Source organism: Aeromonas sp. FDAARGOS 1416 (genome assembly GCF_019048085.1).
In the GTDB taxonomy this organism is placed as follows: Bacteria; Pseudomonadota; Gammaproteobacteria; order Enterobacterales; family Aeromonadaceae; genus Aeromonas; species Aeromonas veronii.
In genome coordinates this window covers 1,437,510-1,463,248 of sequence record NZ_CP077301.1, presented here as the reverse complement: position 1 = coordinate 1,463,248, position 25,739 = coordinate 1,437,510, and the positions used below count along the sequence as shown (strand labels likewise).

At 55.8% G+C, this 25,739-nt stretch carries 22 protein-coding genes; 4 read left to right on the top strand and 18 right to left on the bottom strand.

Translation table 11 applies throughout. The features are described 5' to 3' along the window. The 5 genes from I6L46_RS06465 to I6L46_RS06445 all read right to left on the bottom strand — a co-directional run bounded on the left by I6L46_RS06465 (position 1) and on the right by I6L46_RS06445 (position 4,206). Positions 1-1,446 carry a hypothetical protein gene (locus I6L46_RS06465; protein ID WP_216977677.1) on the bottom strand — a complete coding sequence of 482 codons (1,446 nt, stop codon included), beginning with the start codon at positions 1,444-1,446 and terminating at the stop codon, positions 1-3. Positions 1,447-1,557: 111 nt separating this feature from the next. Beyond that, entirely contained in the window at positions 1,558-1,782 is a 225-nt protein-coding gene (locus I6L46_RS06460) for a hypothetical protein (RefSeq protein ID WP_019446388.1), read from the bottom strand. Positions 1,783-2,080: 298 nt separating this feature from the next. After that, the gene (locus I6L46_RS06455) at positions 2,081-2,401 is read right to left on the bottom strand and encodes a hypothetical protein (protein WP_023583768.1); all 321 of its coding nucleotides are present in this window, start codon (positions 2,399-2,401) and stop codon (positions 2,081-2,083) included. A 34-nt stretch (positions 2,402-2,435) separates the two neighbouring features. Continuing rightward, entirely contained in the window at positions 2,436-3,968 is a 1,533-nt protein-coding gene (locus I6L46_RS06450) for a replication initiation factor domain-containing protein (protein WP_216977676.1), read from the bottom strand. After that, positions 3,955-4,206, bottom strand: a complete 252-nt coding sequence (locus tag I6L46_RS06445; protein ID WP_019446385.1) for a hypothetical protein — start codon at positions 4,204-4,206, stop codon at positions 3,955-3,957. The genes I6L46_RS06450 and I6L46_RS06445 overlap by 14 nt, the downstream gene beginning before the upstream one ends. Positions 4,207-4,330: 124 nt before the next feature. On the opposite strand from I6L46_RS06445, the gene I6L46_RS06440 reads away from it, so the two are divergent. The 3 genes from I6L46_RS06440 (at position 4,331) to fabA (ending at position 7,387) form a co-directional block, all read left to right on the top strand. After that, entirely contained in the window at positions 4,331-4,723 is a 393-nt protein-coding gene (locus I6L46_RS06440; RefSeq protein WP_216977675.1) for a helix-turn-helix domain-containing protein, read from the top strand. A gap of 49 nt (positions 4,724-4,772) precedes the next feature. After that, complete coding sequence (locus I6L46_RS06435; RefSeq protein WP_043820061.1) at positions 4,773-6,749, top strand: Lon protease family protein; 1,977 nt, start codon at positions 4,773-4,775, stop codon at positions 6,747-6,749. A gap of 98 nt (positions 6,750-6,847) precedes the next feature. Beyond that, complete coding sequence (gene fabA, locus I6L46_RS06430; protein ID WP_196783564.1) at positions 6,848-7,387, top strand: 3-hydroxyacyl-[acyl-carrier-protein] dehydratase FabA; 540 nt, start codon at positions 6,848-6,850, stop codon at positions 7,385-7,387. An 84-nt stretch (positions 7,388-7,471) separates the two neighbouring features. On the opposite strand, the gene rmf is transcribed toward fabA, so the two are convergent. From rmf to I6L46_RS06400, 6 genes are all read right to left on the bottom strand, one after another. Further along, positions 7,472-7,648 carry a ribosome modulation factor gene (gene rmf, locus I6L46_RS06425; RefSeq protein WP_010674759.1) on the bottom strand — a complete coding sequence of 59 codons (177 nt, stop codon included), beginning with the start codon at positions 7,646-7,648 and terminating at the stop codon, positions 7,472-7,474. A gap of 161 nt (positions 7,649-7,809) precedes the next feature. Beyond that, entirely contained in the window at positions 7,810-9,723 is a 1,914-nt protein-coding gene (locus I6L46_RS06420) for an ABC transporter ATP-binding protein (RefSeq protein ID WP_216977674.1), read from the bottom strand. A gap of 73 nt (positions 9,724-9,796) precedes the next feature. Continuing rightward, positions 9,797-10,027, bottom strand: coding sequence for a glutaredoxin family protein (locus I6L46_RS06415; RefSeq protein WP_115521471.1), 231 nt, complete (start codon positions 10,025-10,027; stop codon positions 9,797-9,799). Further along, complete coding sequence (gene rlmKL / locus I6L46_RS06410; protein ID WP_216978021.1) at positions 10,027-12,222, bottom strand: bifunctional 23S rRNA (guanine(2069)-N(7))-methyltransferase RlmK/23S rRNA (guanine(2445)-N(2))-methyltransferase RlmL; 2,196 nt, start codon at positions 12,220-12,222, stop codon at positions 10,027-10,029. Before rlmKL ends, I6L46_RS06415 begins: the two co-directional genes overlap by 1 nt. 139 nt (positions 12,223-12,361) lie before the next feature. Then, complete coding sequence (gene ykgO / locus I6L46_RS06405; protein ID WP_074042696.1) at positions 12,362-12,487, bottom strand: type B 50S ribosomal protein L36; 126 nt, start codon at positions 12,485-12,487, stop codon at positions 12,362-12,364. Continuing rightward, positions 12,488-12,751 carry a type B 50S ribosomal protein L31 gene (locus I6L46_RS06400; protein WP_042055007.1) on the bottom strand — a complete coding sequence of 88 codons (264 nt, stop codon included), beginning with the start codon at positions 12,749-12,751 and terminating at the stop codon, positions 12,488-12,490. 249 nt (positions 12,752-13,000) lie between these two features. Here I6L46_RS06400 and I6L46_RS20715 point away from each other — a divergent pair, with 249 nt between their 5' ends. After that, positions 13,001-13,144, top strand: a complete 144-nt coding sequence (locus tag I6L46_RS20715) for a hypothetical protein (RefSeq protein WP_254203139.1) — start codon at positions 13,001-13,003, stop codon at positions 13,142-13,144. Here the strand turns inward: I6L46_RS20715 and I6L46_RS06390 are convergent. From I6L46_RS06390 to proQ, 7 genes are all read right to left on the bottom strand, one after another. Beyond that, a complete protein-coding gene (locus I6L46_RS06390) occupies positions 13,132-13,668 on the bottom strand; it encodes a cell division protein ZapC (protein WP_139408155.1) in 537 nt (178 codons plus the stop codon). The genes I6L46_RS20715 and I6L46_RS06390 overlap by 13 nt on opposite strands. 90 nt (positions 13,669-13,758) lie before the next feature. After that, the gene (gene pyrD, locus I6L46_RS06385) at positions 13,759-14,769 is read right to left on the bottom strand and encodes a quinone-dependent dihydroorotate dehydrogenase (RefSeq protein WP_005336601.1); all 1,011 of its coding nucleotides are present in this window, start codon (positions 14,767-14,769) and stop codon (positions 13,759-13,761) included. 77 nt (positions 14,770-14,846) lie between these two features. Continuing rightward, positions 14,847-19,685, bottom strand: coding sequence for an NAD-glutamate dehydrogenase (locus tag I6L46_RS06380; protein WP_216977672.1), 4,839 nt, complete (start codon positions 19,683-19,685; stop codon positions 14,847-14,849). A gap of 278 nt (positions 19,686-19,963) precedes the next feature. Further along, positions 19,964-20,185: a DUF2835 family protein gene (locus tag I6L46_RS06375; protein WP_005351919.1), complete on the bottom strand. Its 222-nt coding sequence runs from the start codon at positions 20,183-20,185 to the stop codon at positions 19,964-19,966. A 70-nt stretch (positions 20,186-20,255) separates the two neighbouring features. Beyond that, positions 20,256-22,880 carry an aminopeptidase N gene (gene pepN / locus I6L46_RS06370; protein ID WP_216977671.1) on the bottom strand — a complete coding sequence of 875 codons (2,625 nt, stop codon included), beginning with the start codon at positions 22,878-22,880 and terminating at the stop codon, positions 20,256-20,258. A 144-nt stretch (positions 22,881-23,024) separates the two neighbouring features. Then, positions 23,025-25,040: a carboxy terminal-processing peptidase gene (prc, locus tag I6L46_RS06365; protein ID WP_139408162.1), complete on the bottom strand. Its 2,016-nt coding sequence runs from the start codon at positions 25,038-25,040 to the stop codon at positions 23,025-23,027. An 8-nt stretch (positions 25,041-25,048) separates the two neighbouring features. Further along, the gene (gene proQ / locus I6L46_RS06360; protein WP_005351923.1) at positions 25,049-25,687 is read right to left on the bottom strand and encodes an RNA chaperone ProQ; all 639 of its coding nucleotides are present in this window, start codon (positions 25,685-25,687) and stop codon (positions 25,049-25,051) included. Positions 25,688-25,739 lie beyond the last annotated feature (52 nt).

Here is a 25,739-nt window from a genome sequence, read left to right as displayed (position 1 = left end):
TTACCTCTTAAATACAATTGCGAACGCAATGAAGTAGAAAATAAACATCATCAGCGCGGCGATGATGTTCCAATATTCTTTTGCAGGTGGACAAACGCGATAGTCTTTTCCGCCGTAAGTGAAAAAGTCGAAGCACTCGATAACCCCAGCAGAGCCGGAAAGCTGAAAATCAAAAATATCCCTGACTTCATCGCCAATATCTTTGTATTTGTCAGAGATAGCCTTGTTTGCTTCATCCAGTTTCTTTTGAATGGCTGCCACATCAAAGAAACAGTCATTACCAGAACATGCAGAAGAATACTTAGCCTCTTTCACAGAAAGCGGGTTGTCCCCAGAGCCTGGCAGCTTGGAATAATCAATACTGGAACCATCACCACCAGAACCACCGCCAGCCTCGCCGGATGCCAGCTGACGCTGCAACTCATAGAAAGCCTGCAACAGATCACCAGAATTATTGGCTGTCGTGCCGCCAGTTCTGCTTATATTGTCGTTGATAGCTTCAAGCATATTGAACAACTGCTCTTGATTAGGCGAACCAGTTGAGCCGCCTGTAGAACCACCGCCCATTGAGCCACCACCAGAAGAACCTGACGACATTTGCTCCATCAGCTGACGTATGGCGTAAACATTACCGGCCATGCCATTACGACCCAAAGCACCCTCAATAGCAGCCAAATGGCCTTTAACATCGCTCATCTTGAAATCAATGTTATTCAAAGAGCCATAACGCATGGAATCCAAAGTGCCAAAAAGCTTATCCTCAAATTCCTTTGAAAGATTGCCGCCAGTACCAGCCGCACCTGAAGCAGCCCCAGAGGAAGAATCAAGTTTACTGATCTTCTCTAAATAATCATTGGACGTATTAATACGCCCCATGATATCCATGAGGGTACTTTTTGAATAAAAGGTTTCGTTAGCTGTTCGTTCAAGATGATAAAGCGCAGTTTTCATATCCCGAGAAAATGACTCGGCACTATGAGCAATAGAATTAAGATTGCCAGAGTCCTGTTTAGAACCTTCAACAACCTGACGCAGAGCAACACCAAGGTTTTTATTTAGTTTAGCAACAGCCCCCGAAACAGATGTTCCGGTGGCATCACCAATAACTGGTTCAAAATCAAGCCAGCCAGCAATCGGTTTAGTGCCAGAAGGGCCTTCATCTGGCGTATTGCCACTGCCATCTGAATCGCCGTTGCCACTACCATTCTCGGTAATACTGCAAGCCGTTCCGGTAGTCTCTACTGGCCCCTTGGTATTTGCCAGCGGCAACTCTACACACACACCATTACAAGCAACCAAACAGCCACCAAGCTGAGAGCCTTCAAATTTAAGACAAACAGGCAATGGAGTTGCCATCGTGACGTTACCCAATTGCACACCGACAGGACAACCCGCAATTGCAAATGCCGCCGATGGAAATAACAGTAAAAGCCAACCTAAGCGCACACAGCCCCCAATATAAAAAAGGCGACCGGAGCCGCCTTAAATAGAGAAGGATGTTCGCCATCCCTCGACAAAGAACAAAAACCAGAGTGTCCCGATAAGCAGGGACATGGTTTAGGCTTTACGGATCAGGGAAATAACGATACCTGTAGCGGTCACCAGTGCGACAACCAGCAACACCTTGGGAGAGGTGTTAGTGACGTCAGCTTGCGCGGCTTCCATTGCCTTGGCTGCGGCATCAGAGAGGCCAGTACCACCTTCGGCCATAGCAGCATTAGCAGACAGACCACACACAGCCGCAATGCAAGCATTACGGAACAAGCCTGATACTTTTTTCATTATTTTATCCTCGTTTTGCACCAACAATTACACGGGCAATTGCGCCCAATTTTACGCCCAAGACCCAGACGGCAAGGCCAGAGCCAAAGGCAATCCCCACAGTGGATATATCGAACTGGAACCAGTTTGATATATCCGTGAGTCTGGAATGCTCCTGCACAGTCAGGAGCACATATTTGCAAGAATCCCCCTCGGATAATCGAGCATATCCCTCGGAGGTAATATCTAGACAAAGCATTATCGCGCCCTCGTCGTCGCTCGCTGCGCGCTCTCGCTCCTCCTCCTCGGTGCGCGGCGGTTATACCGGCTTTTTGTTAGGCTGGAAGCCAACAACCACATTTCGGGTCGGATTCTGGGGATCGGCTTCAAGCACAAGATCAATGGCAACCAGCTTGGGGCAGTCGGCCATTTCTTTGATAGTTGCCGCATCATTACGAAGGGCCAGTTGGCGAACTTCATAACCCCATGAGTGGATATTGCACTCGGGTTTGTTGACGTTATTTGCCGGAGCCAGATATTCCACTTGTGCGAAATCATAAGGGACAGGAGCGCCAGATTTACGGGACACACCATAACCATGAGTAACACGAGTTACCAAAACACCAGTGAGCAGGGACATAATATTTACCTCGTTGAAGAACCTGATTTATAGGTCAAACTAAACAATGCTCACCCGATATAAACTCGGGTGGTAGCGGCATTCTTAACCGCGCTGGAATATCATCTTCTTTAAGATGCGCTGTTAATTGGTGAACAATCGTTTCAGGGGCGAGCCCCTCAACACTTGCTAACCAATTAACAAGGCGGCCCGCCATGCGAGACATATGAAAAACTGCATTGTCCCGACTGGTCTTGAACTTGTTTTTAAAGGTGGTCACACGTACCGGAACAGATTCCGACTGTTTAATAGCATCAAGCCATTTGGCAAATTGCGGATACATCCCAGCAAAATAAGGGTCGGGATTAATCAATACATCGAGCGGTATTATCCGGTCTTTATTGTGTAACTCGCCTTCGGCGCGTACCCAATTTGGGTTCTCTGCCGATTGCATTTGTTTACCCTTTTCGTATATCCGAGCACATTTACCGTTGATCCGGCTGCCCACATAAAAAGAACAACCCTTGGTCGGTGCCATGCCAAACCGCTTTACGATGCCCTTGGCAATCTCGGATATAACGAACTCACCGGATTCGATTTTCATCCACGCCGGAGCACGGCCCCGCTCTGGGTGAAACTCGCCAGCCTGAGCGCCATCAATGGCCCCCTGATAACTGATCACCTCACCGCTGTAGTCATCGAGCGCCAAATCCACCCGAGTGATGCGAACCGATGGAATGTGAGAGATAACAGAGTGCAAAGCCTGCATATCGAGGGCCGCACAACCCACGCCGGAAAAACTCACCATGCAACCGTGGTTGGCAGCCCCCCAACCAATCAGGCCACAGGGGAGGCCATCACACAGCAGGTCGGCCGAGTTGGCGTAACCATGCAGACCGGAGCGGCGAGGGCGCATAGTGAAACGAGGCTCGGGGATAGGCACCCCGATCTTGGTGTTCAGTTCTTCCAGCCACAGCTCGATCTCGGAACAGCACAGGGCATCGAGAAATTGCACCCCGTAGCAGTCAATCAAATCGTTGTAGGCTTCCCAATACTTGGCACCCTCGACAACTTCGAACTGGGAGAACTTGAGCAGGGATGCGCAGACAGCTTTCAGCTCTTTGCGCATGTCGGCCCGAGATCGGTAGTTAGAGTGCAAGGCCCGCTCCATCATTTCGGTCATGGAAGGGGTAAAGACGGGGGCAGGGGACTTGACCACACCCTTGAGGCTCAACCGCTCGGTGGCCTTGTCGTAGACACGCGCCGCAGTAGGGGCAGGGGTTGCGCCCAACCGCTGCGCCTTATCACAGAGCCGCTCTGACACCTTGTCGAAGTGGGTGAGGGGAGCGAAACCGACCGGACGCTTCCACAGGTAACGCAGACCCTCGACAGCAGGCTCAGAGAACGCCGCTTGCAGGGCTTTTACCTTGGTGTCAAAGCGCGGGATAGCCTTCAAGAGCGCACCTTGTTTGGCAAGCTCGGTCATCTGGCGCAACTCGGTCGGCGCCCAGGTGAAGGACAGATAATCGATCAGGGTTTTGGTGCCGATAACGCTATTTATCGGCATCACGGAATTATGACCAGTCATCGAAAAAGACTCCCTGATCATAGAAACCTTGCCATGTGTCCTCGGTCACTTCGACCAGCTCGAACACGGTATCGGGATACGTCATGGACAGATAGACCCGCAGCTCATGCAGATCCCGAAACATCTCAACCTGACCCGCGACACAGGCGGAGAGATCGCCGGTCGGTTCAGCCTGCCAATAGACCTTGCGCTCTATGAGCGCAGGCAGATCTTGGTTTTGTGGGCTAGAGTAGGTCATAGATCAATCACTTGATTAGGTTGGCAAGTGGCATTTGATCAATTTCGCAAGTAAGTTTCAACGGGCTTTTTTAGGCCAAAAATGGTTATGATACGGCCATTGATAAAGTGAGGAGTTAAGAAAAATGGACTCTAAATCGTTGATCGAGGCTTACATGAGAGCCAAAAAATTCACCCAGTTTCAGGAAGTCGCCGCTGACTTGGGTTTCACGCAATCTCACATATCACGCTTTACCAGAGGCAAAGCGCAACTCACTGATGCAACAGCAAAAAAGATTGCCGAGGCTGTCGGCCTTGATGTCAAAGAAGTCATGCTAAGCCTTGCAGCAGCCAGAGAAGAAGATCCCGAGCTAAAACGCGCTTGGTATGACATTTTAGCGAAGTACACAAAAGGTACAGGCACGGCTGTAGCCCTTGCGGTTGCTATGTTCCTGACCCCTAGCCACGGGCCAGACAACACTGCGCATAATGTATATTATGTTAAATTACATATCTTGTTTCCTGTCACCACTAATTGAACTGTGTATAATGGCAACAATTGATCCTATCTTCGACCGGATGTCTTAAGTGGCTGAATTAACATCAGAACAATTAAAACCCGCTTTTGCGATTGAACAGTTCCCCAAGCTAAGCGAGCTTGAACCTATCCCCTTTGCTGCGCTGCAACCCAGAGCCATTTCCGGCATCAAACGCCTTGCCAGTTTTGATGGTGACTGTCCGGTCATGCTGCTCAACGGGTTTCCCGGCGCAGATTACGAAGGCGTTTGCCAGACGCTGATTGCCGACTCAAATGGCAAGGATGGTGACCTGTTTGATCTCTGCTACACCGAGAATCTGAACAACCCCTACAAGCCTATCTGGCTGCGCCTGCAACCAGGCACCGGCGTTGAGTTTTGCGAAATGGTTGGCGAGCTGCTCAAGCTGTTGAGCCACCATCTCGATGCCGAACGCATCGTGACCCGCATCATGCGCAAGCAGAACAATGATCCGAAAATCGATGATTTCCTCTCCGATCTGGCGGCTCACGTGGCATTGGGTCTGGAATTCCAGCACCCCATTCTGATCAACTTGCTGATCCACCACGAAGCGCAGGAAGCGCCGGTGATTTATGGCCGTGATCTCAACTGGGATACCCTGTTTGGCTCCATCAACTACCAGACCGAGCAAGGCTCTGTGTATGCTAACCAGCACCTGCTGGAGCCTGGCTTGCTGCGCGAAGCCAACGGCGGCTACCTCATTTTGCAACTGGACGAGCTGCTGGATCAGCCGCACCTCTGGTTCAAACTGAAAAATGCCATGCAAAAAGGCGAGCTGGACTGGAACGCCTATCAGGAAGGGAAAACCCTGACCCCCTTCTTCGCGCCTGAAGCAACCCCTATCAAGCTAAAGCTGATCCTGGTCGGTGACCGACTGGACGTGGCCGAGTTCCAGATGCTGGATCGGGATATGTCCGAGCGCATCTTCCTGCGCGCGGATCTGGTGTCAGAGGTGAATATTGAAGAGGGTCTGCAGGAATTTCTGCAGTACCTGGCCTGGCTGCGCCAGCGTTGGAGTCTGCTGGACTTCACGCCAGCCGCCCTCGCCGCCCTTTGTCGTCATGCCAGCCGCCTCTGTGACCATCAGGAGTGGTTGTCGCTCTCCGAAGTGCAACTCTCCGCCATCATGCGGATGGCTGACAGTCTGGCCCGGGAGCTGGAATCTGATGTGGTCACCGACGAGCATATTCGCGGCGCACTGGAAGAGCAGGATTACCGCCTCAACTATCTGGTTGAGCAGTCCGATCAGGGGGTTATCGACGGCCAGATCCTGCTGCAAACCGATGGCGAAGAGATTGGCCAGATCAACGGCCTGTCTGTCATTCAGGTCTCCGGTCACCCTTATGACTTCGGTGAGCCGGTGCGCCTCACCGCGACCGTACACCTTGGTGATGGCGATGTGGCGGATATCGAGCGCAAAGCGGAGCTGGCCGGTCATATCCACGCCAAGGCGATGATGATTATCCACGGCTATCTCTCCAACAAATTTGGTGCAGAGAACCCCTCCCCCCTGTCGGCAAATCTGGTGTTCGAGCAGTCTTACCACGAAATTGATGGCGACAGTGCCTCACTGACCGGCTTGTGTGCCCTGCTCTCTGCCCTCGCCCGCCAGCCTATCTATCAGCACTTCGCCGTGACCGGTGCGGTCGATCAGTTTGGCAATGTGCAGGCCGTTGGTGGCGTCAACGAGAAGATTGAAGGCTTCTTCCGGGTGTGCAAAATCCACGGCATTACCGGCAAGCAAGGGATCATTTTGCCGGGCACCAACATCCAGCAGCTAAACCTCTCTGACGAGGTGATTGCAGCGGTTGAAGCGGGCCAGTTCCACATCCACCCGGTGGACCATGTGGAAGAGGCCATCGAGTTGCTGACTGGCTGTGTCGCCGGTGAGCCTGATATGCCCGATACCCTGTTTGGCCGTATTCAGGAGCGGTTGGACGAGTTGAACGGCTCCACTGCCAAAGTCGGACTGCTGCAATCCCTGCTGGGGCGCCTGTTTGGCCGCTGATGAAGTGATCGGAGTTGTTTAGCGAACAACTGTAAGCTAAATTGACCCAGCTTTGACCCATTTGAAGGAAATACCGCGTGACCGTAGACAATACCACCATGGAAGCCCGCCTTTCCCTGTGCGAACAGGGCAAGAACTCTTTTACCCGTGAAGAGCTGCTGGCTTGCAGCCGTGGCGAACTGTTTGGTGAGGGTAACAGTCAGCTGCCTGCCCCCAACATGTTGATGATGGACCGCATCGTCAAGATCAATGACAACGGCGGCGAACACGGCAAGGGCGAGATCCTGGCTGAGCTCGACATTACTCCGGATCTCTGGTTCTTCGATTGCCACTTCCCGGGTGATCCTGTGATGCCAGGCTGTCTCGGTCTGGACGCCATGTGGCAGCTGGTTGGCTTCTTCCTGGGCTGGAAAGGTGGCCCCGGCAAGGGTCGTGCTCTGGGCGTGGGTGAAGTGAAATTCACCGGCCAGATCCTGCCGACTGCTAAGAAAGTGACCTACAAGATCACCTTCAAGCGTGTCATCAACCGCAAGCTGGTGATGGGAATTGCTGATGGTGTGGTCGAAGTCGACGGCCGTCCGATCTACAGCGCCACCGACCTGAAAGTGGGCCTGTTCAAAGATACCACCGCATTCTGATCTCTCTGATTGGTGGTAAAACAGCATTAACGCAAAGGGGCCACAACGGCCCCTTTCCTTTTGTAATGAGTGATGAAGTACCTGCTACTTCATGAAGAGGCCTGAGCCCCGCCCTTCCATGGCGTCACGCCAACCACCAAGCCAATGCCCTCGGGCATCCAGGCATTGATACGGACACGCTTCTTTCTGTTTGCCGACCACGCCAGCCTGATAACCACGAGCACGAGCTCTTTCCAGACGGTCCCGCTTCTGTCTCTTCATCATCTACGACCCTCTTCGTGGAACAAAAAAAGCGACCAATTCTGCATCGGTCGCTTTCATCTTTACTCCTGCGAGCGCACTCGGTCAAACAAAAACTTCCACCCTAACCGGGCTATGTGACACAAGGCACTGAACTGGATTAAGTTTTAATTACAGGGAACTTACTCCTGATTTTTGAGTCCTTCCAGCTCTTCCCAGCGAGCAAATGCCTGCTCCAGCGCAGCTTCAGCGGCATTGAGCGCATCCAGTTTCGGCTGGGTTTTATCTGCCGGCAGCGAGAAGAACCCTGGCTGGTTGATCTCGCTTTGCAGCGCATCCAGCTCGGCTTCCAGCTGTTCGAGACGAGCGGGCAACCCTTCCAGTTCAAGCTGCAGCTTGTAGGAGAGCTTCTTGCTCTTCTTCGGCGCTTCTGGCGCGGCGGCAACGACCGGCTCCGGGGCCTTGACCGGTGTGCTCTTGGCCTGTTGTTGAGCGTTCTGCTGTTCGCGGGTCGCCATCATGTCGGCGTAACCACCCACGTAATCGCTGATGCGGCCATCCCCTTCAAACAGCCAGCAGCCGGTCACTGTGTTATCGATGAAGCGACGATCGTGACTGACCAGCAACAGGGTGCCGGGGTAGTCGGAAAGCAGCTCTTCCAGCAGCTCCAGAGTCTCGACGTCGAGGTCGTTGGTCGGTTCATCGAGGATCAGCAGGTTGCTGGGCTTGAGGAACAGCTTGGCCAGCAGCAGCCGGTTCTTCTCACCACCGGAGAGCGCCTTGACCGGCGTACGGGCCCGCTTGGGCTCGAACAGGAAGTCCTGCAGGTAACCGAGTATATGACGGGAGCGGCCGCGCACCATCACCTCCTGCTTGCCCTCACCCACGTTGTCCACCACCGTCTGCTCGGGATCGAGCTGCTCGCGGTACTGATCGAAGTAGGCCACCTCCAGATTGGTGCCCCCCTTGACGGTGCCACGGGTCGGCTCAAGCTGACCCAGCAACAGCTTGATCAGGGTCGATTTGCCGCAGCCATTGGGGCCGACCAGCGCAATCTTGTCGCCGCGCAGTACCTGCAGATCGAGCCCCTTGAACAGGGTGCGATCGCCAAAGTCCAGCCCCAGCCCTTCGGTCTCGAACACCAGCTTGCCGGAGCGATTGACCTCGTCCAGTTGCAGCTTGGCCTTGCCCTGCAGCTCGTGGCGCTGGGAGCGTTCCATGCGCATTGCCTCAAGGGCGCGCACCCGACCTTCGTTACGGGTACGGCGAGCCTTGATACCCTGACGCACCCACACCTCTTCCTGGGCCAGTTTGCGGTCGAACTCGGCATTTTTCAGCTCCTCGACCCTCAGCCACTCCTCTTTCCCCTGCAGATACTCGTCGTAGTTGCCCGGCCAGGAGGTGATGGCGCCGCGATCGAGATCGATGATCCGGGTGGCCAGCTTGTGGATGAATTCCCGATCGTGAGAGATAAAGACGATGGCGCCGCGAAAATCCTTGAGGAAATCTTCCAGCCAGTTGATGGCTTCGATATCCAGGTGGTTGGTCGGCTCATCGAGCAGCAACAAGTCGGGATCGCAAGCCAGCGCACGGGCCAGCGCCACTTTGCGCAGCCAGCCGCCGGAGAGGCTGTCGAGGGTCACGTCAGGATCCAGCCCCAGCAGGGTCAACACCTGACTGATGCGGGTCTCGAACTGCCAACCGTTCTGATAGTCGAGCTGCTCTTGCAACTCGCTCATCTTGCGAATGTTGGCGTCTGACGGATCGCTCGCCAGCTCCATGGAGATGTGGTGGTACTGCTTGAGCAGCTCCCCCACCCCCGCCAGCCCTTCGGCGGCATAGTCAAACACCGTCAGCTCGCTGGAAGCAGGCGGATCCTGCTCAAGGCGGGTCACTTTCAAATCTTGCTGCAGCACCAGACGCCCGTCGTCCAGCGGCAATTCGCTGGCAATGACCTTCATCAGGGTGGACTTGCCCGCCCCGTTGCGGCCAACCAGGCAGAGGCGCTCGCCCCGCTCGATGGTCAATTCGGCATTGTCGAGCAGCGGGAAATCACTGAACGACAGACATGCGCCGTGCAATGTTAAAAGAGCCATGTGTGTTCCTTATTTCATATGAAAAAAACGGGCAGCAGACTGGGTCTGCCCCCGTTTTATCGTCAAATCACTCTCACCCCTGACGGGCGGCCCAGCTTTTGAGCTCGACCAGCGTGAAGGGCCAGCCGAGCTCGCGGCCCGCCTCGTCACGCAGCACCGGAATGCGCACCCGATAGGCGGCAAGCCACTGCTCATCATCCATGATGTCGCACTGGCGGGTGGTAGTGGCAAGGCCTGCCTCCTCCACCAGCGCCCACGCCTGTTCGCACAGGTGGCAACCGTCGGTATGAAACAGGGTCAGCATCACGCCTCGCCTTGCTCCGGCGCATGGGTGATGATCCAGCAGTTGTGGATGTGCTGGTTACGTTCGAAATCCTTCGGTCGCGTCTTCTGGGTGATGTTCTGGGCCTTGAGACCAGTGGCCTCTAGACCGGCCAGATCCATCTTGAAGTGACGCTTGTTGTTGGAGAAGACCAGAGTGCCGTCCGCTGCCAGCAGGCGCTTCAGGTGCTGCATCAGCAACAGGTGATCGCGCTGTACGTCGAAGCTCTCGTCCATCCGCTTGGAGTTGGAGAAGGTGGGCGGATCGATGAAGATGAGGTCGTACTGCTCATCGGCTTCAGACAACCACTTCAGGCAATCTGCCTGGACAAACTTGTGCTGACGGCCCACCAGCGAGTTGAGGCGCATGTTGTCCTGCGCCCAGTTCAGGTAGGTGTGGGACATGTCCACTGTGGTGGTCTCGCTGGCACCGCCAAGACCTGCGTGCACGGTGGCACTGCCGGTGTAGGCAAACAGGTTCAGGAAGCGCTTGCCCTTGGCCATCTGACCCAGCATACGGCGAGTCTGACGGTGGTCGAGGAACAGGCCGGTATCCAGATAGTCGTAGAGGTTGACCCACAGACGGGCACCGTACTCCTGCACTTCCATCCGGTGCTGCTCTTCGGAGAGCTTCTGATACTGCTGTTTACCTTCCTGACGCTCACGCACCTTCAGGATCACCTTCTCGCCGTCCATGCCGGTCACCTTGATGGCGGCCTGAACCATGTCGAGCAGACGCTGACGAGTCTTCTGAGCGGGGATATCCTTGGGCGCGGCATACTCCTGCACCACCAGATAGTCCTGATAGCGGTCGATGGCGGCATTGTATTCCGGCAAGTCGGCATCGTAGATACGATAGCAATCGATGCCCTCTTTGTTGGCCCACTTCTCGAGGGTTTTCAGATTCTTGCGCAGACGGTTGGCAAAGTCCTGCGCCACCTCTTTTTGCGAGGCCACGGAGTCCAGTGCGATCTGGTAGTTACGCAGCTGACACTCGAGGGCGCCGTTGAACAGGCGATATTGCTTGTCGGCGCGCAGGCGCAGACAGCTCAAGAGCTCCGGTGAGGCAGAAAGAATGGATACTTTCCAGCCCTGGAAGCTGCGACGCAGAGCATCGCCAAGGGCCTGATGCACTTCCAGCAGCGCCGGGAACTCGCCAAGACGCTCGCCGTAAGGCGGGTTGGAGATGAGCATACCGACTTGGCGGGCCTCTCCTTGACCTTCTTCCCCTTCAACAGGGGTAGGCATCGGCAGCGGGTTTTCCAGCTTGGTGACATCGGCCTGCTTGAAGGTGATGAGATGGGCGACACCGGCCGCTTTGGCGTTGTCACGGGCTTTGAGCAGCACACGTGAATCGGCATCACAACCAAACAGTTTCACCTCGCAGCGCTGCATACCGCGTTTGGCTCGCACTTGCGCTTCCATCATCAGGCTTTGCCACAGCTCGCTATCGTGCTGCAGCCAGCGATCGAAACCGAAGCGCTCGCGGCGCAGCGCCGGCGCCATGTCGGCGGCGATAAAGGCCGCTTCGATCAGCAGCGTACCGGAACCGCACATCGGGTCCATCATGGGCTCACCGGCCCAGCCACTACGGGCAATCATGGCGCAGGCCAGGTTCTCTTTGAGCGGTGCTTCACCTGTGCCTTGACGATAGAAACGCTGGTGCAGCGCCGGGCCTGACAAGTCCAGCGTGATATTGGCCTTGCCTTTGCCCAGGTGCGCCATGATGCGGATATCCGGCGACTTTTTGTCCACGTCTGGACGCACGTGACCGCGCTTGGTGAAGCGGTCAACGATGGCATCCTTGATTTTCAGCGCGCCATATTGGGTATTGCGAATGGCAGGGTTGGTACCGGTAAAGTCCACCGCGATGGTAGAGGTACCGGAGAAGTGCTCTTCCCAGGGAATGGTGTGGGCGCCCAGATAGAGATCCAGATCGTCGTTCATCTGGAATTCGGAGAGCACCAGCACGATACGGGAGGCAAAACGGCTCCACAGGCAGGCCTTGTAGCCAATCGCCAGTTCGCCTTTGAAATGGACGCCAGCCACGGTCTCACGGACCTGCTCTGCGCCAAGATTGGTCAGCTCATCGGCCAACAGGTTTTCCAGCCCCTTGGGGCAGGTTGCAAAAAATTCTTTCATCACGCTCACGGGGAACCCATAAAAATAGTGCCGTATTATACCTCATCAGGCGGGCTGGAGCATGCAAAAGTCGGCGCAAACAGCAGGATGGAAACAGATTGATAGGTGGTGAAAAGGTAAAAGGCCCCATGACTATCCGATGGCGAGATCATGGGGCCAGACATCATTTAGCGGATCACTTCATACGAGCCTTGAAACGGGGATTGCTTTTGCAAATCACGAACAATTTTCCCCGACGACGCACCAACTGACAATCGGGATGACGTGCCCGTGCGGATTTGAGTGAACAGACGACCTTCATTCAGGACTCCTTCTTGCTTGAAAATGCGCCAAAGCGCTTGTTGAAACGGGCCACACTCCCCTCGCTCGATACCTGCTTCTGCTTGCCGGTATAGAACGAGTGCGACTGGCTGGAAACATCGAGCGACACATAGGGATACTCCTTCCCGTCTTGCCACGTATAGCGGCGATCGCTCTTGATGGTTGAACCGACCAGGAAAAAGGCATCTGCCGCCGTGTCATGGAACAGCACCAAACGATAATCCGGGTGAATATGAGACTTCATGGCAACTCCATTTTGTTATGTTATAACAAAATGTAAGTGAGAATAGCTCTCGTTTCAAGCATAAAATGTCGTATAAAGAAAATCGCAGCAGTGAGTGATGTGTTGATAGCGAGGTGGAAGCACTACGCAAGCAGAACGAAACAAGAATGAGACACCATGCTTATAGCACGGAAGACCAAGATACTGCGTGGGTCAGAACACAAGGCGCAAGTGACTGTAACAAGCCTCAAGAGAGGCTGGATCACAACCATGAAGATCAATGAGAATGGGCAAGATGTTCGCGGATCAATGAAGTATCAGAAACGAGGAACTATGGAGGTGACAACAGTAAAAACAGGCAGCGGTGTAATCACAGAGATAAAACGATTGATGAAAATATATCAACTGACCTGACGATATTGCTCGGTCACGGTAATACGCGGTTTCATCCGGTTATTCATCACCTTGATCACCCCGAAACGCGGCAAGGTTTTACTGGTGGTCAATACCAGATCGGCTGTGAGGTTCAAACAGACGCTGGCCTGCTCCCCTGCCTCAATGACCATAAATTCGCCGTTACCATGGGGTGTATTCATCAGGACCAGATCACCGTTTTGCGGGATCACTTGCGGATGCTGTTCACTAAAAAACCAGCTTTGCGGCATCAGGGGTTTATAAAAACGACTGACCGCGATGGCATTAAGCACCAACTGAACCTGATGTGGAATACTCCACTCAAGTTCGGCTGCTTTATCCATCAACTGATAATAGAGGGCGGCATCATCGACACAAAAAGGCTGGGTTGCAAATGAGCTGGGCACCAAATGTCGCCCTTTATACTCGGTAGCAAATAACATGTTATCAGACAGGTCCAACATCAGACGGTCACTCTGGGCATCATAGTGCCATTGCCAGCTATCGGTCGGTTGGATAAACATGTTGGAGCCCTTACTTGATAATTACCAGTTGACTTTATTCCATATGCAGGAAATCAGCAACGTCAAATAAAGGGCTCCGCCATCTATTTCTTAAATATTGGTCACAATCTCTTTGACCAACCCCGGCCCTTTATAAATAAAGCCGCTATAAATTTGTACCAGACTGGCACCGGCGGCCAATTTTTCACGGGCGGCCATGGCACTATCAATACCACCCACACCGATAATTGGCAGAGCACCATTGAGCGCCTTGGCCAGATGACGGATCACCTCGGTACTCTTGTGCTGCAGCGGACGACCGCTCAAGCCACCCGCTTCACCGGCGTGGGGCATGTCATAAATCATCTCGCGCTCGAGGGTGGTATTGGTGGCGATAACCCCATCAATGCCATTACGCACCAGCGAAGCGGCCACCTGATCTATTTCTTCAAGGCTTAAATCCGGGGCAATTTTAACCGCCAGCGGCACATACTTTTTATATTGGGCGGCCAGCTCTTGCTGCCGCACCTTGAGGGCGGCCAGCAATTCATCCAGCGCCTCGCCATATTGCAGCGAACGCAAACCCGGAGTGTTGGGGGAAGAGATATTGACGGCAATATAACCGGCGTGATCATAAACCTTGTCCATGCAGATCAGGTAATCATCCTTGCCCTGTTCGATGGGAGTATCTTTGTTCTTGCCGATATTAATGCCGATGACTCCCTGATATTTGGCCTCTTTTACCTTGGCCACCAGATGATCAACCCCCTTGTTGTTGAATCCCATCCGGTTGATGATCCCCTCTGCCGGAATAACCCGGAACAGGCGGGGCTTGTCATTGCCGCTCTGGGGTCTGGGGGTGACGGTACCGACTTCGATAAAGCCAAATCCCATGGCGCCCAGCGCGTCAATGCACTCACCATCTTTATCCAGACCGGCAGCCAATCCAACCGGATTGGCAAAAGAAAGCCCCATGACAGTGACGGGGCGTTTCGGCAAATTCTGGCGGAAGAAACAATCGAGTGGCGTACCGAGAAGGCGGGGCAAATATTTCATGGAGAGATCGTGAGCCTGTTCCGGATTGAGTTTGAACAGGAAATGCCTGGCGATGGGGTACAACATCTTTGCTCCTTAAAGAAAGCCCCGGCAACTGGCCGGGGCTTTGGGTGTAATGTCGGTGTCATGCCTTAATCTGGCAATTAAAGTGCCCGACAATTCAACTGGAGCAGGTTCAACTCTCGCAAGGCCACCGAGAACTTGGCGAACTCGTGGGTACTGGTGGTCTTGAAGTCGGCCAACATGTGGGTCCAACGGGACAAGAGTTGCTCATGCTCCGAAATCCAGTCGGCCAGTATGGTAGCGCATTCTCCCTGATCTTTGCACCCTTCCAGTACCACAGAAGTGAGACTGCGTTGCTGCCAGTCCAGATCTTCGCGGAAGGAGGCTCGCGCCATCGCCTGCCAGTGGTTGCCGACCGGCTGATGGTTGATCTGGTCGAGGAACCAGTGCAGATCCAGTTTGGCCCCGAGGCGATAGTAGACATTGGCGGCACGCAGGATATCGGTCTTGTGCTCCGCGGCAATTTGCGCCAGATCCAGGCTGGAGAAGAGGCTGCTCATATGGGCGACCTGACGGGCAATGGCCTCCGGCACCTGTTTCTCCATCCACTTGGCAACAGCCTGACGATGCTCGGCTACTTCGCTCTCATCCATTACCTCGTAAAGGTGCTTCCCTAAGGTCTCGAACGCCGGACGGAAGAAGGCGATGTTCTCGCTGATGCTCCAGCTGCGATTGCGGGCGCGCAGGAACCAGCGGGTGGCGCGGCGTACAATGCGGCGGCTGTAGAACATCAGCTCGAGCTGAGTCTGGGCATCCACCAGGTTGTCGCACCCTTCGATATCACGCCACAGCTGGTTCATACCAAACACTTCGCGGGCCATGGCAAAGCAGCAGGCCACTTCGGCGACCGAGGCACCGGTCTCGTCCTTCATCCGGCTGGCGAAGTTGAGCCCCATGTCGTTAACCAGCATGTTGGCCACCCGGGTAGCGATGATCTCGCCGCGTAGCGGGTGATCGGCCAGCTGGGCACCAAACTGCTGCTGCACCTTGGCCGGGAAGCTGGTGACAAGCATGTTGGCCAGGAACGGTTCGTCGGTCACTTCCGGGCAATTGAGTTGCTCTTTCAGCACCATCTTGCCGTAAGCCACCAGCACCGCCAGTTCGGGGCGGGTCAGTCCCTGCCCTGCCGCCATCCGCTCGGAAAGCTCCTCATCGGATGGCAGGAACTCGAGCGTACGGTCCAGCTTGCCTTCCCGCTCCAGTCCCTGAATAAAGCGCTGCTGCTCTTTCAGTTGTTCAGAGCCGCGGAAGCTGGTGACCGAGATGGACTGGGACTGGCGATAGGCGTTGGTGATCACGATCTGCGCCACGTCGTCGGTCATCTCATACAGCATCTGGTTACGTTGCTTGAGGGTCAGCTCCCCTGCCGCCACCAACTGGTTCAGCAGGATCTTGATGTTCACCTCGTTATCAGAGCAATCCACCCCGCCCACGTTGTCGGTAAAATCGGTATTGATGCGACCGCCCTGACTGGCGTACTCCACCCGGCCAAGCTGGGTAAAACCGAGGTTGCCTCCCTCACCCACAATACGGGCCCGCAGATCGCGGCCATTGACCCGCAGTGCGTCATTGCTGCGATCGCCCACTTCCCCATCGCTCTCGCGAGCGCTCTTCACGTAGGTGCCGATGCCGCCGTTCCACAGCAGATCGACATTGAGGCAGAGCAGTGCCTTGATCAGCTCGTTCGGCGCCATGCTGGCCTTGTCGGTACCGAGCAGGGTCTGCATTTCCGGGCTCAGCTTGATGGACTTGGCCGAGCGCAGGAAGATGCCGCCCCCTTGTGATATCAGCTCGCGGTTGTAGTCATCCCAGCTGGAGCCCGGCAGATCGAACAGACGCTGGCGCTCGACAAAACTCTTGGCCGCATCCGGGGTCGGGTCGACGAAGATGTGCATGTGGTTGAACGCGCCCACCAGCCGGGTGTGCTCGGAGAGCAGCATGCCATTGCCGAACACGTCGCCGGCCATGTCGCCAATCCCGACGCAGGTAAAATCGGTGGTCTGGCAGTTTACGCCAATTTCACGAAAATGCCGTTTGACCGACTCCCAGGCGCCGCGGGCGGTGATGCCCATCTTCTTGTGGTCGTAACCGACCGAGCCGCCGGAGGCGAACGCATCACCGAGCCAGTGACCGTATTCGAGGCTTATGTCGTTGGCGATGTCGGAGAAGGTCGCCGTGCCCTTGTCGGCGGCGACCACCAGGTAGTAGTCATCCTCATCGTGACGCACCACGGATTTGGGCGGAATCACCTCGCCGCCGATGATGTTATCAGTCACATCGAGCAGACCGCGAATAAACAGACGATAACAGGCCTTGCCCTCCTCCTGGATGACGGCACGGGGTGCCCCCACCGGCATCTGTTTGCAGTAGAAACCGCCCTTGGCCCCCACCGGCACGATGACGGTGTTCTTCACCTGCTGGGCTTTCACCAGACCCAGCACTTCGGTGCGGAAGTCCTCTTTGCGATCTGACCAGCGCAGGCCGCCACGGGCTACCTTGCCCCAGCGCAGATGTACCCCTTCCACTCGCGGTGAATAGACGAAGATCTCGAATTTCGGCAGCGGCAGCGGCATGTCGGTGATGCTGGAGGGAGCCAGTTTGAAGGAGATGTAGGGCTTGATGTTGCCCGCCTTGTCCAGCTGGTAGTAGTTGGTGCGCAGGGTAGCGTCGATCATCTCCACATAGCGGCGAATGATGCGATCGTCGTCCAGGTTGGCCACCTGATCCAGCTTGGCGGCAAGCTCCTCGTGCAACTTGGCTTCTGCCTTGGCGTCCTGTTTGCCTGCGGGGTCGAGACGCTGCTCGAACAGGGTAAACAGCAGCTGGGCGATATCAGGGTAACGGGTCAGGGTCTCTTCGATATAGGACTGGCTGAAGGAGACGCCGGTCTGGCGCATGTATTTAGCATAGGCGCGCAGCACCGAGACCTGACGGCCGGTGAGACCCGCCCCCAATACCAGCCGGTTGAAGCCATCATCTTCCAGCTGCTTGTTCCAGATGGCGGCAAACGCCTGCTGGAAGCGCTGCTGACTCTGGGCCAGATCAAAGGGCTGCTCGCCGTGAAGCAGCATGGAGAAGTCGAGGATCCAGAACAGATCGCCCCCCGGAGTGCGTACCTGATACGGGGTCTCGCCGATCACCCGCAGTCCCATGTTCTCCAGCATCGGCAGCACGTCTGAGAGGTGAATGGGTTCGGTGCGATGGAACAGCTTGAGCCGTACCCGACGATCGTTCTCCTCCTCCTGCGCGCGGTAAAACAGCATGCCCAGCGGCTCGGCTTCACTCAGGTTATCGAGCGCCATGATGTCGGCCACGGCAGAGCCCGGCAGCACATCTTCCTTGTAAGCACGGGGGAAGGCGGTGCTGAAACGGCGGCGCAGCTCGTTGCCACGGGCCTCGCCATAGTGGGAAAGCAGCACGGAGTCGAGTCTGTCGTCCCAGCTGCGGGCCGCTTCAATCAGGTTGTTCTGTACTTCGTTCACATCCACATCCACGTTGTTGTTGTTGACCCGTACTATGTAGTGGGTCCGCGCCAGCACGCCTTCGGTGAAGTAGACGTTGAACTCCACCTCTTCATTGCTGCCAAAATATTTCTGCAAAATTTGCTGGGTCTTGATCCGCAGCGCCGTGTTGTAGCGCTCCTTGGTGACATAGACCATGCAGGAGAAGAAACGACCATAGACATCCCGGCGCACGAACAGCCGCAGCATGTCCCGCTCCTGCATCTCCAGTACGCCAAGGCCGGTAGCCAGTAGTTCCTCTTCACGGGCCTGGATCAGCTCGTCACGGGGATAGGTTTCCAGCACGTTGAGCAGCGCCTTGTAGGCGTGGGAGCCCTTCTCGTGACCGGAGGCGGCCATGATGCGTTCGAGACGATGGCTGATGAGCGGGATCTGGGTCGCGCTGGTGTTGTAGATGGAAGAGGCGTAGAGACCGATGAAGCGATCTTCCCCGATCACCTTGCCATGCTCGTCAAAGCGCTTGATGCCGATGTAATCCACATAAGCCGGACGGTGCACCCGGGACTTGCTGTTGGATTTGGTGAGGATCAGCAGGTCAGAACTCAGGGCGGCGTGACGGGCACTGGCCGGCATGTTGCCAAGGCGCTGGCCCACCTCCTTGATGGAGTTCTTCATCAGCCCAAGGCTGGAACTCGCCTGCGGCAGGATCTCGTGATCCCCCTCCACCGCCTTGACATCGTAACGACGATAGCCCATCAGGGTAAAGTTGTGGGCAGCTACCCATTTGAGGAAAGCAACGCAGGAGGCCACCTCCTCCTTGCTAACCGGGTGCTTGCGCTTGGGCAGTTCGTCGATGATCTCATTGAGCTTGGCCAGCATCGGTTGCCAGTCGCCGACTGCCAGCGCTACTTCACCAGCCACCGAGTTGAGCTCGGTAGCCAGCGCGGCCATCTGCTCCTCGCTGGTGAGGTGATCGATCTCGATAAGGAATGCCGTTTCAACCGAGGTCTGCCCGTCGGTGTTGTCGAGCGCCAGAATGGCGTCAATCTTGCCATCCGCACCACGAATGAGGTGCAGCGGTTGATGCAGCATCATGTGGGCAGTGATATTGAGCCGCTTGAGCGCCATCCGGATGGAGTCCACCAGGAAGGGCGAGTCCTGCAGGATCACCTCGACGATGGTATGGGGCGATTGCCAGCCGTGACGGGTCAGCTCGGGATTGTAGACCCGGATGTAGGGATCGGTACCGCTGCGCTGATTGAGGGCATTCCACAGGCTCAGGGCCGCGCCATAGAGATCGCTGTCATTGCGATCGTGCAGATCGGAGCTCGCCATGTTGCCGTAGAACTTGGCAACGAAGCGCTCGACCAGAGAGGCACTGTTTTTGGGCAACTTCTGATGGATCAGGCTGAGAACGTTTTCGAGCAGAACTGAGGTAGGGGCGTCTTTCAATGCCATTTTTATATTCCTTATCGGACGACATTAACCACCGACGCAGAGGCAACCACCCTGGTTACCCGCTGGTGCAGAGTTGTTGCGAAGTGTAATGGCTTGGCTAAGGGAAGGCGAGGAAAGGTGCTAACGAGATGTTAAAAACAAGGTGCAGATCACGGCTTAAACTGTGAGAAATTTTACAAATAACCAAAAATACAGAAATTCCCACTACCTTTGTGCCAGTTTACCGGATAGATAGTGACGCAAAGCAGATAAACAGTCGGTAATCTGTTCTATTTTTGTTAATTTATGCGTTCGAGACTGATAAAGCGGTAATCGTCCTGGGTTTTGAGCCGAAAATAGCCATGCACACCATTGATGGCGACAAAGGGGCGTATTTTTTCTATGCCAAGCTCCAGGGTCAATCCCTGTTCGCTGCGCACCACCAGCCGTCTGGCATGGCCCTGATACATCAGCATCACCTCATCGCTATTCAATGAGAGCCGAAAAGTAAACTGCTTCACGCTTGCTCCTGATCACACGACAAATCACACAATAGGGGCAGGCGCATTCACGCCCCTGCCCCGTCGATACTTACTGCTGCAGCGCCTTGCTGACCTTCTCGAACAGATCCCGAGCCAGCCCCTCAAGGTTGGCAAGACGGGTCAGCTCGGCGCGGATCAGAGCCTTGCGCGCCTCATCCAATCGCTTGAACTGGATAAGCGGAGTGATAAGGCGGGAGGCCACCTGAGGATTGACCTCGTTGAGCTCGATCAGCAGATCGGTCAGGAAGCGGTACCCGCTGCCATCCACCGCATGGAACTGCACCTGATTGCTCATGGCGAAGCTGCCGATCAGCGCCCGCAGCCGGTTCGGATTGCGAATGCTGAAAGTGGGGTGACTCATCGCCTGTTTCACTTCACTCAGCACATCGGCAGCCGGTTTGCTGCCAATCAGCCGCAGCCAGTTGTCCAGCACCAGTCCATCCTTGGCCCACTTGCCTTCAAAATCGGCCAGCAGCGCAGCGCGGCATGGCAACAGATAGCCGTTGGCCACCTGCAACGCCGCCAGGGTGTCGGTCATGTTGTCGGCAGTTGCATACTGCTCGCGCACCAGCGCATCGGCATGCTCTGCATCCAGCGCCGCCAGATAGCCGAGCACGACCCCTTTGAGGGCCCGTTTGGCCATGTCGGCATGCACCACCTGATAACCATTCAGACGCAGGCTCTGATAGGTTGCCGCCAAGCGCGCACCAAAGGCCTCGGCAAGACGGGTGTGGATCGCGTCGCGCACCTGATGGATGGCATCGATATCGGCCACCTCGAACAGCTCGGTCAGGGTCGCTTCACCGGGCAGCGCCAGGATCTCCGCCTTGAGGGCCAAATCGAGATCGCTGTCGTCCAGAATGGCGACGAAGGCGGCCAGCAGGGGTTGGGAGAGCTCAACCCCCTGCCCGTACTGGACCCGTGCCACCCCATCGATGACCGCTTTATTGATCAGCATCTGGGCCGCATCCCAGCGGGCAAACTCGTTGCGGGCAAAGCGCATCAGGAAGGCGAGCGCTTCGTCGCTGTAGTCATAGTGCAGCTTGACCGGCGCGGAGAAGTCTCGCAGCAGGGAGGGAACCGGCTTAACCAGCACCCGATCGAATACGAAGGTCTGCTCCGCTTCCAGCACATCGAGCACGTTGCCGATGGCCTTGCCCTGATACTGCAGCGCAATGACGGCACCCTGCTCGTCATAAAGCTCGATGTCGAGAGGGATATGCAGCGGCAGCTTTTGCGGTTGATCCTGAGTCGGCGGGGTGTGCTGGCTCACATGGAGGCGATAGATACCGCTGGCGGCATCGTACTCGTCGGTAACGGTCAGCTCGGGGGTGCCGGACTGGCTGTACCAGCGACGGAAACGACCGAGATCCACACCGGAAGCATCCTCCATCGCCTGCACGAAATCATCGCAGGTGGCGGCCGAGCCGTCGTGACGTTCGAAGTAGAGGCGCATACCAGCCTGGAAGGCATCTTCCCCCAGCAGGGTGTGCATCATGCGGATCACTTCCGACCCCTTCTCATAGACGGTCAGGGTGTAGAAGTTGTTCATCTCGATCACCACATCCGGGCGGATCGGGTGTGCCATGGGGCCGGCATCTTCGGCAAACTGCGGGCCGCGCATGGTACGCACGTTGTTGATGCGGTTGACGCCGCGGGAGCCGAGATCGGAGGAGAACTCCTGATCCCGGAATACCGTCAGCCCCTCTTTCAGGCTGAGCTGGAACCAGTCACGACAGGTGACACGGTTGCCGGTCCAGTTGTGGAAATATTCGTGACCGATCACCCGTTCGATACCGTGGTAGTCGCTGTCGGTGGCGGTGGCCGGATTGGCCAGCACGAACTTGGAGTTGAAGATGTTGAGCCCCTTGTTCTCCATGGCGCCCATGTTGAAGAAGTCCACTGCGACGATCATGTAGATGTCGAGATCATACTCGAGACCGAAACGCTGTTCGTCCCAGCGCATGGAGTTGATGAGGCTCTCCATGGCAAAACCGGCGCGATCGAGGTTGCCCTTGTCGACGAAGATCTCGAGGGCAACCTTGCGGCCGCTCTTGGTGGTGTAGTGGCTGCGCTCCACATCGAAATCACCGGCCACCAGCGCAAACAGGTAGCTGGGTTTGGGGAAAGGATCCTGCCACTGCACGAAGTGACGGCCGCCATCCAGATCACCGCTGTCGACCTTGTTGCCATTGGAGAGCAGGAAGGGGAACTGGGCTTTGTCGGCGGTAATGCGGGTGCTGTAGCGCGCCAGAATGTCGGGGCGGTCCAGATAATAGGTGATGCGGCGAAAGCCCTCCGCTTCACACTGGGTGCAGTAGGCATCGCCAGACTTGTAAAGCCCTTCCAGCGCGGTGTTGGCAGTCGGATCCAGCAGGGTGACAATGGTCAGCACACATTCGGCCGGCAGGTTGAACAGGGTCAGACTGCTCTCGCCTTGCTCGTAGTGGTCACAGGGAATGCCATCGATGGCAACGCTCTTGAGAGTCAGCTGCTCACCATCGAGGACGAGCGGCGCATTGTGCTCGCCGTTGCGACGAATGCGGGTGATGGCGGTGACCTGGGTCAGCGGCTCCTGCAGTTGGAAATCGAGGTCGATGGTGTCGATCCAGTAGAGCGGCGCCTGATAATCCTGGCGATATTTGGCCGTCATGGCCTGGGAGTGATCGGTCATTATTGTCTGCTTCCACGCTTGTTAAAGGCGAGAAAGAGGCTGTCACAACCAACTGGCGGGGTCAAACAATTTGCATTACGTCAGATATGCCAGAAAAAAAGAAAGGGCGACCGCAGTCGCCCTTGTGCATTGGAGGTCGCTTTGTCAGCTGCGTTTGCTGACCTTGGCCAGATCTGCCGTGATATTGGCCGCTTCGATGAGATACTCATCGGGCGCTTCAAAATCAGCGGGCAGTTCATCCAGACTCTTCACCGCCGGCTTGCCAAGACGTGCCAGACGCTCGTTGGTACGTTTGAGCGCTTTCTCATCCTGTTTCGCCTGCTCTGCAACACGCTCCGCCTCGTTGAGGGAGACCGACTTCTTGTCTTTCTCCTCCTTGTAGTCGGCGATGTCCTGCATCACATAGGCAAACTCGGGATCCTTGGCGATCCGGGTGTCGTGCGCTGCCTGCAACTTGGGCAGTACACTGGCGAAGTTGCCGAGTTTCTCGTAGTTGGCGGAGGCAATCTTGTCCCACGGCAACGCATTGAACTCACGGCTTTCGCCCGTCTCTTCCGGAGCAACCGGTGTCGGGAAGCTGATATCCGGCGCAACGCCCTTGTTCTGGGTGCTGCCACCGTCGATCCGGTAGAACTTGGCGATGGTGTACTGCACGTGACCGAGCGGCTGCTCGTAGAAGTCATAGACCTTGGCGAGACTGCGATGCTGCTGCACCGTCCCCTTGCCGAACGAGTTTTCACCCAGAATCAACGCGCGGCCATAATCCTGCATGGCGGCAGCGAAGATCTCGGAGGCCGAGGCACTGTAGCGGTCGATCATCACCGACATCGGGCCGCCGTAGTAGACGTTGCCATCGTCATCGCCATTGACCGTGATACGGCCCATGTGATCACGAATTTGCACCACGGGACCGCTGGCAAAGAAGAGACCGCTGAGGGCGGAAGCTTCAGTCAGGGCGCCGCCGCCGTTACCGCGCAGATCAATGATCAAGCCATCGATCTTCTTCTTGTTCAGGCTGGAGAGCTCCTTGATCACGTCGTCGTGCAGATTGACGTAAAAACTCGGGATCTCGATGACGCCAATTTTCTTGCCTTCGGCGTTAATCACCTTGGACTTGGCAGCCCGGTCTTCAAGGCGCACCTTGTCGCGGGTCAGCTCGATCTGCTCGGTCTTGGCAGTTGCGCCCTTGCCGCGCTGGATCTCCAGCTTGACCTTGCTCCCCTTGGGCCCCTTGATGAGCTCGACCACGTCATCAAGACGCCAGCCGATCACATCGACAATCTTGCCATCTTCCTGCCCTACCCCGGTGATCTTGTCATCGGGTTTGAGGTGGTTGGATTTGGCAGCCGGGCCACCGGGCACCAAAGAACGGATGACGGTAAAGTCATCTTCCGCCTGCAACACGGCACCAATCCCCTCGAGCGAGAGGTTCATCTCGGTGTTGAAACGATCGGCACTGCGCGGTGAGAGGTAACTGGTGTGCGGTTCGATGGCGCGAGCGAAGGAGTTCATGAAGAGCTGGAAGACATCCTCACTCTCGGTCTGGGACATCCGCTTGATGGCGTTGTTGTAACGCTTGCCAAGCAGCTCCTTGATCTCGGGCCACTCCTTGCCGCTGAGCTTGAGACTCAGGGCATCGAACTTGACCCGCTGACGCCACAGCTCGTTGAGCTCTGCTTCATCTTTGGGCCAAGCCGCCCCTTCCCGATCAAACACATAGTTGTCGGTCTGGGTAAAATCGAAAGGAGTATCAAGCAGTTTGAGGGCGTATTCGAACCGCTCATAACGCCGCTGCTGACTCAGGTTGAACATCTCGTAGGCGGGAGCCAGACGGCCTCTTTCGAGGTCGGTGTCAAAACCGTTACGGTACTTTTCAAAACGGCTGATATCAGAGGCCAAAAACAGGTTGCGGCTGTAGTCCAGATTCTCCAGATATTTATCGAAAATCACGGAGGAAAAGGCATCGTCCAGCTTGAACTGTTTGTAGTGCGAGCGGGTAAACAGATTGGTAATTCGCTTGCTGGCCGTAGCATGTTGGCTCTCTTGAGCCAACACAGGCAAATCACTCTCCTTGAGCACCGGCTCGATGGCCTGTGCAAGCCCGGCAAGCGCCAGGCTACAGGCAACGAGGGAAAAACGAATTACGCCATGCTTCAACATTTGTCTCCTTAGAGAACCAAGTGCTCTGATTTGACCCGCACCATCATGCCGGTCTGCAGTTGGACCTGTACATCGTCCTTGGTTACTTCCTTGATGGTTGCCGGAACCGGGAATTTACCCATAACGACGCGCACATCCTGGCCCACTTTCAGCGTAGCGGCATCCACTTTAACCAGCGGAGCGTCAGCGACCGGTGCCTTGGCGGCAGCTTTCGGCTTGGCAGCTACATCAGCTTTCTCGGTTTTGCGCACAGCAGGACGACGGGGCTTCTTGGCCTTCTCATCCTTCTCTTTGGTATTGGTACGACGGCTGGCGAATACACGCTCTTTGCTCTCTTTCAGAGCTTGCTTGGCGTGCTCGATGTGCTCTTCGGTCAGCAGCTCGCCCGGGTTGCCATCCAGATCAACGCGAGCCTGGCCAGCTTTAAGACCGTGCAGGTAGCGCCAGCTGGAGGTGTATTGACGCAGTGCGGAACGCAGCATGGTCTTGGAGACTCTGGCATCGTCAGCAAGACGCTCGGCCAAATCCTGGAAGATGCCAATCTTGAGCGGCTTGGCCTCTCCTTCAGCAACGAAGCAGGCCGGGAATTTCTCGACCAGGTAGGCAACGATCTCTTTACTGTTCTTCAGCTTCTCAGTGTTTTCCATGTATAACCTTGGCTTTCATATAAACGCACGGGCACGTCCCGAGCACAACAAA